This is a genomic window from Streptomyces sp. NPDC048290, assembly GCF_040652095.1.
Taxonomy (GTDB): Bacteria; Actinomycetota; Actinomycetes; order Streptomycetales; family Streptomycetaceae; genus Streptomyces.
Window position 1 is genome coordinate 298508 of the sequence record NZ_JBEZLM010000004.1, and the last position, 13326, is coordinate 311833.

Annotated in this window: 7 protein-coding genes; 3 read left to right on the plus strand and 4 right to left on the minus strand. The window is 68.8% G+C overall.

The features are described 5' to 3' along the window. Positions 1 to 34: 34 nt before the first annotated feature. The 4 genes from AB0D49_RS08705 to AB0D49_RS08720 are packed head-to-tail and all read right to left on the minus strand — an operon-like array spanning position 35 to position 3865. Entirely contained in the window at positions 35 to 1018 is a 984-nt protein-coding gene (locus AB0D49_RS08705) for a beta-ketoacyl-ACP synthase III (protein WP_362752995.1), read from the minus strand. Continuing rightward, a complete protein-coding gene (locus AB0D49_RS08710; protein ID WP_362752998.1) occupies positions 1015 to 1896 on the minus strand; it encodes an alpha/beta fold hydrolase in 882 nt (293 codons plus the stop codon). Before AB0D49_RS08710 ends, AB0D49_RS08705 begins: the two co-directional genes overlap by 4 nt. Positions 1897 to 1899: 3 nt before the next feature. Continuing rightward, the gene (locus AB0D49_RS08715; protein ID WP_362753001.1) at positions 1900 to 2910 is read right to left on the minus strand and encodes a cysteine synthase family protein; all 1011 of its coding nucleotides are present in this window, start codon (positions 2908 to 2910) and stop codon (positions 1900 to 1902) included. Between the two features lies 1 nt (position 2911). Beyond that, positions 2912 to 3865: a kinase gene (locus tag AB0D49_RS08720; RefSeq protein WP_362753004.1), complete on the minus strand. Its 954-nt coding sequence runs from the start codon at positions 3863 to 3865 to the stop codon at positions 2912 to 2914. A 228-nt stretch (positions 3866 to 4093) separates the two neighbouring features. Between AB0D49_RS08720 and AB0D49_RS08725 the strand changes: the two genes are divergently transcribed. The 3 genes from AB0D49_RS08725 to AB0D49_RS08735 all read left to right on the plus strand — a co-directional run bounded on the left by AB0D49_RS08725 (position 4094) and on the right by AB0D49_RS08735 (position 13324). Continuing rightward, entirely contained in the window at positions 4094 to 10492 is a 6399-nt protein-coding gene (locus AB0D49_RS08725; protein WP_362753007.1) for an amino acid adenylation domain-containing protein, read from the plus strand. Between the two features lie 125 nt (positions 10493 to 10617). Then, complete coding sequence (locus tag AB0D49_RS08730) at positions 10618 to 11991, plus strand: lyase family protein (RefSeq protein WP_362753010.1); 1374 nt, start codon at positions 10618 to 10620, stop codon at positions 11989 to 11991. Between the two features lie 52 nt (positions 11992 to 12043). Continuing rightward, positions 12044 to 13324, plus strand: coding sequence for an ATP-grasp domain-containing protein (locus AB0D49_RS08735; RefSeq protein WP_362753013.1), 1281 nt, complete (start codon positions 12044 to 12046; stop codon positions 13322 to 13324). Positions 13325 to 13326: the final 2 nt, after the last annotated feature.

A 13326-nucleotide genomic window follows, 5' to 3' on the forward strand; every position in this document is an offset into this window, starting at 1 on the left:
TTGCCGGCCTATCGGTGTGCTATCGAACTACGCTTCACAACTCGCTTGAGATCACCTCGACTTCAGGCCAGACGAGAGTGGTGGCGCCCCAGGTGAGCCCGCCCCCCATGGCGGCCAGCAGAGTGCGGTGGCCAGGTGCAGGGCGGCCCCTGCGGACCCCGTCGGCGAGCGCGAGCGGGATGGAGGCGGCGGAGGTGTTGCCGACCCGGGCGATGTTGGAGACGGCGGCCGCCGGGGGGAGACCAAGCTCGCGCACCACCGCCTCGGTGATGCGTCGGTTCGCTTGGTGGGGAACATAGGCGTCGATGTCCTCCACCGCCCAGCCGGTTCCCTTCAGCACCCGCCGCGCGGTGTCGGCGAAGGTACGGGCGGCCATGCGATACACGGCTGTCCCGGCCATCCTGAACCGCCCGTCCGGTGCGTCCCGGGCGATCAGATCCGCGTGTCGGCCGTCACTGCCGAGGTCGACCGCGAGGATCGCGCCGGGCTCATCCGCCTCGCCCCGGCGGAGGACGAAGGCGCCCGCCCCGTCGCCGAAGATGACGGCCGTGGAGCGGTCCTCCGGGTCGAGGATGCTCGAGTATGTCTCGGCGCAGACCACCAGTACCGCGTCGGCCACCCCCGCGGTGATCAGCCCCACGGCGTTAGCGATCCCGTAAACGGCACCGCTGCAGACCGCGGAGATGTCGTACGCCGCCGCCCCCGTGAGCCCCAGCCGGGTGGCCAGCTCGGGGGCCATGGCCGGGCACGGCCGGTAGGGGGTCGTGGTGGCCAGTACCAGGGCTTGGACATCGACTCCTGCGGCGGCCAGTGCGTTGCGCGCCGCAACCTCGGCCAGGTCGACCACGGTCGTACCCGGCGAGGCGACGCGCCGCTCGTGGATGCCCGTACGGGCCACGATCCATTCGTCGCTGGTGTCGAGTGAGCGCGCCAGCTCGGCGTTGGTCACCACCCGGGACGGCAGGCATGTGCCGAGTCCGGCGAGCGTGGCGCTCGGTCTGCTCTGCTCCCGCCTCATACAACGTCACCCCTGTTGGGTGCTCCACCGGAGCGGGTGTTGTCCGAGGCTGCGGTGCGGATTCGGACGGCTTCGGTTTCGGTGGAGCCCAGGCCGAGCGGGCAGGCCTCGGATACGGACGGAGCCTCACCGTTCTGCTGCCGCAGGACGGCGGCTATCTCGGCGGCGACCGCAGACGCGTTCTCGTCGTCCAGAAGGAAGAAATGACCGCCGGGAAAGAGCCGTTGGCGGTACCCGGCAGCGGCTTGGGTCTGCCACCGGGTCAACTGGTCCACGTCGACCAGCTCGTCTTCTTCGCCGGCCAGGACACAGATTGGGACGGGTATCTTCCGGCCCACGTTGTCCTCAGCCAGTCGCTGCCCCAACGTTAGGTCGTGGCGCAGCACCGTGAAAACGTGCTCCCGCAAAAGCGGCTCCTGAAGAATTTCAACGGGCGTGCCACCCCCGCGCCAGATGATGTCGAGCAGATCCCGCTCCGGCCAATCCGTCGCCCACTCGGTGCGTGGACTGCCTGGATGGGCACTGAGCACCACTCCCTTGCACAGTTCAGGAGCCGCCAGCGCCAGGGCCGCGGCGAGCGCCGCCCCCATGCTGTGCCCGAAGTGGACTGTGGGCAGGCGCGGCAGTCGGCGCAGTTCCCGCAGGACAGCGTTGACCACGGCTGCCGACTCGGGGGGTGTGTCGGACACGCCCTCCCAGAGCCTGCGCTCACGGCCCGGCAAGGTGACCCCCACCAGCTCGTACGCATCCGGCAGGTGCCGCAACATCGGGAGCAGGGCGTTGGGCCCCGCGCCGCTGTGCGCCAGGACGACCAGCCGGCCCAGGGCCGCGCCCTGGGCCGGGCGGCGCAGCGCCGCTGTCCATGACTCGTCGGACATGGTTCACTTCCGGCCGGAGAGCTCACGACGGGACCAGGCGACGACCGTGTCGCTCTCGGCGACTGTCACGGGCCGCTCGTTGACCGGGAGTTCGTCCAGCCCGCGGGCCGCCCAGTAATCGTCGCTGTAGACGCTGTCGTAGTAGCGGTCGCCGCGGTCGGGCAGGATGCCGACGATGCGGGTGCCGGCCCTTTCCCTCTCGCTGAGATGACGCAGGACCTGGTACACCGAGCCCGAGGTGTTGCCTCCGAAGAGCAGTTGCTCACGGACCAGCCGGCGGGTCGCCTCGAACGCCTCCCGGTCGTTGAGCCAGTGGATCTCGTCTATCTGGGAGTGGTCCAGGTTCGAGGGCATCAGGCTGTTGCCGAGACCGCTCTGCAGCCGAGTGGGATCGTCGGGCTGGCCGAACAGCACACTGCCCGCGCAGTCGACGGCCACCACCCGCAGACCGGGCAGTGTCCGGCGCAACGCGCGGGCAGCGCCACAGAGTGATCCGCCACTGCCGACGGATCCGACCAGGATGTCGAACGGCCCGCAGTCCTCGAGGAGTTCGTCAGCGAGGGTCTGATAGGCCTGCGGGTTCTGCGGGTTGCTGTACTGGCGGGGCCAGAAGGCGCCCGGGAGGTCAGCCATCAACTGTTCCAGCCGGTCCAGCCTGGCGCGCTGCCAGCCCCCTTCTCCCATGCGGTCGACGATGTGGACCGAGGCGCCCAGCGTCTTCAGCTTCGCCAGGGTGATGGGGTCGATCCGTGGGTCGGTGACGATGTGCACATCGTGTCCGAGCGGTGGGCCGACCAGGGCGAGCCCGAGGGCCATGGTGCCCGAGGAGCTCTCGACGATGGGCGCGCCCTCGGCGAGTTGGCCGACCTTCCTGGCGTGGAGCACCACCTGGCGTGCGACCCGGTCTTTCATGCCGTAGAGATTCTGCAGTTCCAGTTTGGCGAATACCTCCACACCAGTAAATTCGCCGAGCCGGAGACCGACCAGCGGAGTGTGTCCGATTGCGTCAACCACGTCAACATATGGCATGGGAATTCCCCACAGGAAGAGATGGTGCCGGCTGGGTGCTCTGTTCGCTGGGCGGTGTGAAATTCAGCGTGTGATCGATCGTGATCTCTTCGGAGATTTCATGACATTCGTCAACGACACGGGCGAGTCGTTTGTCATGGTCTGGATCCGCAGCTGAAATCAGGATGCCGAGTTTGGTGCCGCTGTGCGCGACGGCCACTCCGAGGGCGCCGGCTTTTCGGCAGATCTCGAGAAGTCCCGGCAGGAGCCGCTTGTGCTGCAGTCTTTGATTCATTTCCGAACTTTGGGTCGCCACCCGGCCTATCGTGGTGACGTCGCCGTGGCGTACCGCTTCGCTCAGGCTGTACAACAGTCGGCGGTATTCGGACGTCTCCTCGCGGGTGAACGATTTCTCTTTACGGTTGAAGGAGACCGTGTCGATCTCGCCACCCTCGTCGACCCCCACGATCGTCATCGGCGGCGTGGGTCCCAGCCGGGCACAGAGCCGTACTTCCCGGTGGTAGAAGGCGGTTGTGCCGTTGTGCATCACCCCGTCGGTCGGCTCGATCGGCCGGATGAGTCCCTCGATCGTGGCTGCGGGCATTCCAACCCCGAGCACCCGGGCCACGGCACGCGCGGTGGCCACCAGATCGGCGGAGGAACTCGCTAACCCCTTTCCCTCCGGAAGGTCGCCGCTCAATGTGAGAGTCCCACCTCCGGGGCACCCGTAATGCCTCAGCATTCGGGCAGCCAGCTCCAGCGACTTGCGTTTGCCCGGCGGCTCGACCCGGAGTTCCTGGTCAGGTTGCCAGTGGAAGCGGGCGGTGGACCAGCGGGCTATTGGGAGAGTGACGAGGAAATCGCGATTTCCCGGCTGCAGCCTCCCCTGCAGCAGTTCGCCGAAGGTGCCGAAGGAACTGCCGTTCGCAATGGGCCGTTCGATGGATACAGGACTGGTCATGCACCCTCCACGAATGGCATTGACGTCTCGTTGACGCCACCTTCCCGGCCCCTTCTATCGGAGTCCTATCCTTGAGCTATCGGCTCCGGAGTCAACGGCTATCCGGTAGGGAGGCGGAATCCCGCCACTCTGTGCCGCGCGTCCTTTCCGGCGGCTGCCCGTCACGCACCATGGGGTAAACAGTCAAGGCGCCCCAGAGGACCAGGAACTCTTCGACGGAAGGGACTTATGACCGAGTCCGGGAATGTCACGTCGTCCGACCGTCAGGAACTGCTCCGGCGTCGGCTCGCCCGCCGCACGGCAGCCATGGCCCCGCGCTCCGTCCCGAGGGCCCGGCGGACCGAGGCGCTGCTCTCGCTTGCTCAGCAACGGCTCTGGCTTGACCACCTCTTGGATCCGACTGCGACCCGCTACAACGTGCCGTTGCGCTGGTGGCTCCATGGCCAGCTTGACGTCGGTGCCCTCCGGCGGGCCTTCGAAGCTCTCATCGCCCGGCATGACGTCCTGCGGACCGTGTACGAGGGCGAGGATGTGGCCCGGCAGATCGTCGCTACCTCCCAGTCCCTCGACCTGACGCTCACCGACCTCACGGAGCACGCGGACCTCACCGACGGCTCCACCCGTGGGACGAAGCCGGGCGAGGCCGAGCGGCGAGCCCTCGACCTCTCCGTTGAGGCGATCAACGAACCCTTCGATCTGGCCGCAGGGCCGGTCCTGCGCGTCCGGCTGTACCGGACCGACGCCGACCGGTGGCTCCTGACCGTCGCGGTCCATCACATCGCCTTCGACGGTTGGTCGATGTCTGTCCTGCATCGCGAACTCGGCGCCCTCTACAGCGTCTTGGCCGTCGGTGAGCCCGACCCGCTGCCCGCACTCGTCACCCAGTACACAGACTTCGCCGCGCAGCAGCGCTCAGACGCGGACAGCGTACGGAGCAAGGCCCTCGTCGATCATTGGCGCGACAGGCTGTCCGGTGTCAGCAGGGCTGGGATACCCTCCGACCGGGAGCGTCCGGATCTGCCCACCGGCGCTTGCGCCGAGCACGCCATCAGCGTCCCCCCGCAGGTCGTCGAACGGCTTGAGGCACTCGCCTCGGAGCATGACGCCACCCTCTTCATGGCCCTTCTGGCCGCTTACCACCTGCTGCTCTTCCGCTATACCGGAAGCCCGGACGTGGCCACGGGAACCCCGGTCGGCAACCGGGACACGCCCGCCCACGAAGACCTCATCGGATTCTTCGTCAACGTGATCGTGCTGCGCTCCGATCTGTCCGGTCTCCTCGCCGAGGGCACTTTCGGGGATCTGCTGGATCAGATGCGAAGCACCGCCCTGGACGGCTACGCGCACAGCGGGGCCTCCTACGACGCCGTGGCGGAGGCGGTCAACGCCGCCGACCGGACCCCGGGGGCCACCGCCCCGCTCTTCTCGTCCGTCTTCGGCCTGGACACCGCCCCGGGCAATGAACTCGATCTGTCCGGCTTGAAGGTGACCGAGTGCCCGGTCCCCAACAGCACGGTGTTGTGCGATCTCGCCATGTCGGTGATCGCGGAGGGGGGCGGCCTCCGCTGCGTTCTCGACTACGCATCAGAGCTCTTCGACGAGGCCACCGTCACCGCCTTCGCCGACAGCTACCTGGCGCTGCTCGCCGACATTGCCTCGGGAGCCGACCGCCCGCTGCACGCCTACGCACCGGCCAGCCCGGAGCCTGTTGTCCTCACCGACGACTGCGGTGCATGGGCCGCCGCCCTTCTGCTCGCTGCTGGTGCCGCCGCGGGCAGCGACCCGGGCCAGTCGGCCCCGGCCACTGCGAGCGCGTACGTGCTCGACGAGCATCTGAGGCCCGTCCCCAGGGGTGCGATCGGCGAGCTGTATCTCGTCGCGACTTCCGGCGCCCGCCCCGACTGGGCCGCTTCGGAGCTGCTGCCCGCGCCCTGCGAAGCGGTCTCGCCGACCCACGTCTACGCGACCGGTGACCGGGCGCGCGTACAGGGTGACGGCACTCTCCAGCATCGGGGGCGTCCCGACGGCCGGGTATGGCACCGAGGGCGCCTCTTCGATCCCGAGGAGATCGCGCACGCGCTCGGGGCGCATCCGGCGGTACGCCAGGCCGTTGCAGCGGCTGCTGCGGGGCTGGCCGACGATGCTGTGCTGATCGCCCACGCAGTGGTCGACGATCCGTCGCAGGCGGTATCCGACCGGATACGGAAGCACCTCGATGGGCTCCTTCCCCTGCGCCCCCCGTATGAACTCCGGCTGTGGAAGGACGACCTTCCGGTGACCGCGGACGGCCGGGTCGATCTCGAGACCCTGGCTCTCACCACTCATCCGGACGGTGAGGCGACCGGGGAGGCTACACCTCTGCAGCTCCTCGTGGCAGGGATCTTCGCCGAGTTGCTGGGCGTCGACCGCATCGATCCGGCGCAGGACCTGCGTGCCGCGGGCGCCGACTCGCTGGTGTCCGTCCGAGCCGTCGCCCAGCTCCGTGAGCGGCTGGGCCGGCACATCGAACTGCGCACACTGGTCAAGAGCCGAACCGCCGCCGATGTCGCCGCCGAGCTCGGCGAGGACGTCAGCCCGCTCGCGCACTCCACCCAGGTGACAGCGGCGGCCGACCGGCTTCCCCTCTCTCCCGGCCAGCGCAGCATCTGGTTCCTGGAGAAACTACGGCCGGGCCGCACGGACTACCTGATGCCCATCGTCTGGCATCTGAAAGGCCCCCTGGACGGCGCTGCGCTGCACCGCGCTCTGGACAGCGTCCTGGCCCGTCACGCGGCGCTGCGCGCCAGCTTCGGCGAGGCTGGCGGGCAGCCCGTTCAGCACATCGCCGGGGCAGCCACTGTGCCGTGGAGCATCCGCGACGTGGGTGGTCTCCCCCCTCAGGAGGCGAGGGCCGCCCTGCGCGAGCTGGCCGCCGAGGAGGCGGCGCGGCCGTTCGACCTCGGCCGTCCGCCGCTCGTGCGGGCGACCCTCGTCCGTGCTGCGGCCGAGGAGCACACCCTCCTGGTGACGGTCCACCACATCGTCTTCGACGGCTGGTCGACCGCCGTACTGCTCGCCGATCTGGACACGGCCTACCGGGACATCGTCGGCGGCGGAACCGGTGTCCTTCAGCCGCCTGCCGTCGGCTATCCGGACTATGTCGTGGACCAGGAGCGCCGGCTCGCCTCCCCCGAGATACGTGAACAGCTCCAGGAATGGGCGAAGCGGCTCGCCGACACGCCGCCCCTCGAGCTTCCCCGTTACGGCGACGAAGGCCTGGCGCAGGGCGGGCGGCACAGCCTAGTGCTGTCCCGGGAACTGACACAAGAGGTGCGTGCTCTGGCCAACACGGAAAGCACCACCGTCTTCTCCGTCCTCTTCAGCGCGTTCAACCTGCTGCTCGGCAGACTGTCAGCACAGGAGGACGTCCTACTGGGAGTGCCCTTCGCCGGACGGGGGAGGCCTGAGTTCGACGAACTCGTCGGTCTCTTCCTCAATACTCTGGTCGTCCGCACGGACTTGGGGGGCAGGCCGACCTTCCGCTCGCTCCTCGGCCGGGTGAGCGAGTCGCTCACCGAGGCGCTCAGCAGACAGGACCTGCCGTTCGAACGACTTGTGGAAGCAATCAATCCGCCCCGCGACGTCGACCGGAATCCCCTGGTCGACGTTCTGTTTAACTTCGCCAACCAGGCGGGCAGGCCGACGCGGTGCCTGGGCGGTCTCGACGTCGTCGAGGGGGACGTGGGGGGCAGCGATCCCAAGTTCTGGCTGACACTGTACGGCAGCTTGCTGAACGACAGGATCCATCTGGAGTGGGTGTTCCGCACAGATGTGTTCAGCACCGGTCAAGTCACCAGCATGTCGGTGCAGTTCTCCCATCTGCTTGAGCAGCTCACCAGGCGTCCCGACGCCCCCGTCGCTACCCACTCGCTGCGGGCGCCCGAACTCCAGGGGACCCTCCCCAAGCCCGACGAGCCGCTGCCCTCTCCTGGCGAGCCGTCGGTCATCAAGCAGTTCGAGCGGATGGCCCAGCTGTACGGTTCACACCCGGCCCTCACCCACGGGCCGGTGTCCCGGACGTACGGCGAACTTCGCACCGACGTGGCCGACCTAGCCAACGAGGTCGCACGTCTGACGCCCGAGGACGCCGTAGTGGCGCTGTCTGTTCCCTCCTCCTTCGGACTCGCCGTGGGAATGCTGGGCGTCCTGGCCGCGAGGCGCCGCCTGCTGGTCGTCGACCCCGCGCTGCCGCGACAGCGAAAGGAACTGCTACTGCGCGAGGCCGGAGCCCGACTCGTCATCGGCGGAAGCGGTGGGCGGAACGGCTCAGAAGACCTCGATCTCGTGCCCAGGCCCTTGGGATCCCCCGGCCGTGAGTCGGCGGTGCCGCTGTACCGCCCCGGCGACCGGATCGCCTACCTCACTTTCACCTCCGGTTCCACTGGGACCCCCAAGTGCGTCGCCGGTTCGGAACGGGGACTGGCCCAGTTCGTGAGCTGGCAGCGTGAGACCTTCGGGGTCGGCCCCGGCGACCGCGCCGCCCAACTGACCGCGCTGTCTTTCGATGTGCTCTACCGGGACGTGCTGACGCCCCTCGTCAGCGGGGCAACACTGTGCATTCCGAACGTGGACACCAGTGACCCCGACCGCCTTTTCGCGTGGCTGCGGACGGAGGGTGTCACCTTGCTCCACGCCGTGCCCTCCGTGGCCCGAGCCTGGCTGTCGGCGTCCTACGCCGACCGCTCGGTCGGCACGCTGCGCTATGTCTTCTTCGCCGGCGAACCCCTGCCCGGAGTCCTGGTCGAGGAGGTACGCCGCCGAGTCGCAAACGCGGAGATCGTCAATCTGTATGGGCCGACGGAGACGACCCTCGCCAAACTGGCCCACCGGGTCCCGCCGGGAGTGGTGCATGGCTCCGTCGCGGTCGGCCAGCCGCTCCCCGGCTGCCAGGCGCTCGTACTCGACAACAGGGGCGGACTGTGCTCGGTGGGCGAGCCGGGGGAAGTCGTCCTGCGCACCCCGGCCCGCAGTCTCGGCTATGTCACGGCGTCCGAGGAGGACCACGGACGCTTCTTCGTGAGCCCGTTCACAGGCGACCCACAGGACGTCCTATACCGCACCGGCGACCAAGGCCGCTACCGGCCCGACGGCTCGCTCGAGCTGCTCGGCCGCCTCGACAGCCAGCTCAAGCTGCGCGGGGTCAGGATCGAACCTGGGGAGATCGAGGCCCACCTCTGCGGGCACCCGGCCGTCGCCGACGCCGCCGTCACCGTGCTGGAGGCCGAGCAGGGCCAGGGAGGCGAGTTCGCCGCCTTGGTGGTCCTGGCGGGCGACGAGGCCGACGCCGCCAGCCTGCGCGCGTTCCTGGCCGAGCGGCTGCCCGAGTACCTGATCCCCGGCGCCTTCTACCGGGTGAACCGCATTCCGGTCACAGCCAGCGGCAAGAGCGACCGCCGCGCGCTGCACACGATCCCACGTACCCGCATCGAGTCAGGCAGACGCCACCAGCCGCCCCGGACACCGACTGAGAGCCTGCTCGTGGACATCTGGCAGCAGGTGCTCGGTTTGCGGGAGCTCGGCGTCCACGACAACTTCTTCGAGCGGGGTGGCGACTCCCTCCGCCTAGTGCACGCCACCTCGCTCGTGCGCGAGCAGGGCGTGGAACTGGAGGTGAGCGACCACTACGAGTACCAGACGGTGGCCGAACTCGCCGCACGGGTCGACCGCGGCGCGGACCAGGGCAGGGAACCCCGTACCAGCCCCATGGTCCGGCTGTCCGGCGGCGGCGCCCGCCCCCTGTTCTGTGTCCACCCCAGCGGTGGCAGCGCTTCCTGGTACATGGCCCTGGCCCGCGCCCTGCCCTCCCACCGGCCCGTGACGGCCTTCGAACTACCGAGCGCCTACGGCACGGGGGAACCCCGCGCCACGATCGAGGCCCTCGCCGAGGAATACCTCACTCATCTGCTGCGCACACAGCCCACCGGCCCCTACGCACTCATGTCCTGGTCGTACGGGGGCCTGATCGCCTTCGAGATGGCCCGCAGGCTGACCGCCGCGGGCCACCGCGTGGACCCGCTGATCCTGATCGAACCGACCCTGCCCCAGGATCCCGCGTCGGCAGAGGCCCACCGGACCGCAGCCGAGCTCTACGCGACCGCGGCGGACCTGGCGGAGAAGGCCGCGTCGGCTCCTGGGAACAGTCCCGAGCGGGCACGTCTGGAGGCCGAATCCGCCGACTTCTTCGACTCCTTCGGCTGGGGCCCCGGCCGGTCCGGCCTCGCCGCAGCTCTGCCGCTGCGTGCGTGCGGGCTTCTGCACGAGGCCTATCAGGCCTTCCGGCCCGGCATGTTCGAAGGGGACCTCCATCTGGTGCTGTCCCGGGAAGGGCGCGAGGCGAGCCCGGAACGGCCCTCGACAGTCCTACACGACTCGGCCGGGCGCTACATCGAGGGCTGGCGGCGACTGGTTGCCGGCGATCTGCAGGTTCATGAGAGCGGCGGCGACCACATGTCCATGGTGGCGCCGAGCAACGCGGCCGACCTGGCCACGCTCTGCGAGCGACTCTGCGCCCAGAACGACCCGCAGCGGCAGGACCAAGAGATCCGGGAACCGGCCGCCGGCGTTGTCACTTCCAGGAGGCAGCATTGAACCGACCAGCCATGCGATCACTTACGGGCCGGATCTCGCAGGCCCCCACCGAATTGCTGCACGAGGAGGTACTCGCACCGCAGTTCGACTACGACGTAACCCACCTATTGCCATTCTACCTACACATGGAAAAGGCACTGCTTCTCGAGTACGCGCGGCTCGGCGTGCTGAGTGCAGACGACACCGGGGCCGTCGCCATGGCGCTCCACAAGGTTTCTGCCGCCTCGCTGACTGCCGATCCGCAGAGCAATCTGTCCGATCTATCCTTCGCGATCGAGGTTGCCGTCGGGCGCCTGCTTCCCGCACCGGTCCCCGCCTGGCGGGTAGATCGCAGCAGGAACGACTTCCAGTCCTGCGGACAGCTGCAGCTCGGCCGTGCACAGACTGTCAGGACCGCAGAGGAACTACTGGCCTGCGCGACGGCGGTGCACGAGCTGGCTATTCTCCACGCGTATGACCCAATGCCCGGCTACACCCACCTGCAGCCAGCCCAGGTGATCACACCGGCCTTCTTCCTCAGCGCCGTCTGCGAGCACATGCTGCACTTCGCCGAACGGCTGCTGGTCTGCTACGACGGATGGGACGCCGCGCCCCTTGGCGCCGGGGCCATGGCCGGCCAGCAACTCCCCTGGGACCGCGACCGGCTGGCGGAACTCCTGGGCTTCGCCAAACCTGCTCCGCATGCGCTGACGGCGGTCGCCTCACGGGGCTGGCTGCTCGAACTGGCCGCGGAATGCGCCACGTTCGGGATCGGCATGAGCCGGTTCGTGACGGACCTCATGACCTGGGCCGGGGGACAGCACGCCTTCGTCTCGCTGCCCGACGAGATGGCGGCGATCTCGTCCGCGATGCCCCAGAAGAAGAACTACCCCATCCTCGAACGTCTGCGGGGCAAAAGCAGCCACGCCCTGTCCTGGTACGTGGACACCGCAGCAACCCAGCGAGCCACTCCCTTCAGTAACACCGTGGAGGTCTCCAAGGAGGGCGGAGCGCAGATGGTGCAGCAGCTCAGCGTGCTCCGCACGATGCTGCGCCTAGCGGCCGCGGTCTTCGGCCACCTTTCCTTCGACACCACGCGACTGCGCGAAGCCTGCGAGGAAGACTACCTGGGGGCGTTCGCCCTGGCCAACGAGCTGACCCTCGCCGACGGCATCCCCTGGCGCGAGGCACAGGTCATCACCGGTTCCTATGTCCTGGCCGCGCAGCGGAACGCTCGGCCGGCCAGTCGTCCCAACCCCGAATTGCTGCTGCGTATCGCGGCCGCCCATGGTCATGAGGCAGGGCATTCCGCCGCCGCGCTGGAGGGCCTGCTGCGGCCGGAGGCCGAGTTGGAGCGCAAGGCCACGGCCGGCTCCACGGCGCCGCACGCCACCATGGCTCTGCTGCAGCGGCAGAAGAAGCGGATCGGCGTGCTGGCAGCGGACTGGAACCGGCGCCGGGAGGTCCCAGAGGCCGCCGCTCGCCGCGTCGACCAGCTCCTCGGGCTCGATGCTCCTTGACTTTCATCCTTCCCGTCCTCTCCTCCTCCAGCCCCGCATCGAATCGAGCACCATGACACGTCATCTGGCCTTCGTCGAAGCCAACACCACGGGCACCGGCATGATCGCTCTGCGAACCGCTCGCGACCTCGGTTTCGTCCCTGTGTTCCTCACCTCCGACCGCACTCGCTACCTGGGGCTGGAGGAGACCGGTGCCGAGGTCGTCGACTGCGACACCAACGCGCCCGCCACGCTGACCGCGACGTTGGGAGCGCTGCCCGGCAGCCTCGCCGGAGTTACCACGACCAGCGAGTTCTATGTGCTGGCTGTCGCGGAGGCAGCCGCAGAACTGGGCCTACCCGGTAACCCCCCCGAGGTGGTGCGGCGTTGCCGGGACAAGGGCCAGGTCCGCGCCGCTCTGCGGGCGGCCGGAATGCCTCAGCCGCGGTTCGCCGTGGTCCGCGCCGAAGAGGACCTGGACGAGGCACTCACCCGGGTGGGGCTGCCTTGCGTGGCCAAGCCCGTTGACGACTCCGGTTCCCAGCTCGTCCAGTGGTGCGGGACTCGGAACGAGGTGAGGGAACACGCCGCGCAGATCATGGCGGTGCGCACCAATGTGCGCGGACAGCGCGCCGCAGGGGCGGTCCTGCTGGAGGAGTTCCTGGACGCGCCCGAATTCAGCGTCGAGATGTTCAGCGTCGACGGCGTTCATCGCTGTGTGGGCATCACTCGTAAGACCGTGACGGGAAGCCCGTACTTCGTGGAGACCCGGCACATCTATCCGGCGCCGCTGGAAGAGGCGGCGGAGTCGGTCCTGCACAAGGCCGCAGTGGACGCGCTCGACGTCCTTGGCATCCGCCTTGGCCCCACCCATGTGGAAATCAGACTCACGTCCCAAGGACCTGCCCTGATCGAGCTCAACCCCCGGCTCGCGGGCGGCATGATTCCGGAACTGGTCCGGCTGGCCCATGGGGCGGACCTGCTGCGGCAACAACTGCATGCCGCCCTCGGTCACGACGTGGACCTGCGGCCGACGCGTGACGGCATCGCGGGCGTCGCCTTCCTGCTCCCGCCCCGCGAGGGGGTACTGCGCCGGATCACCGGTGCCCAGGAGGCCGCTCGGCTGGAACACGTGGCACGAGTGACGGTCACCGGCCAGCCCGGCCGAGAGGTGCGGCTGGCCCGCAATGCCTACGACCGGCTGGGCTCAGTGATCACCCACGGTCGCGACACCGCTGAGGTGGACGCGGCGCTCGACAAAGCACTCGAGGTACTCGAAGTCGAGCTGGAGGACCTGGTGCCACCTTCCGGACCGGCCCGGCGGAACCCGGAAGACGGCACCAGACGGCAGTGAGC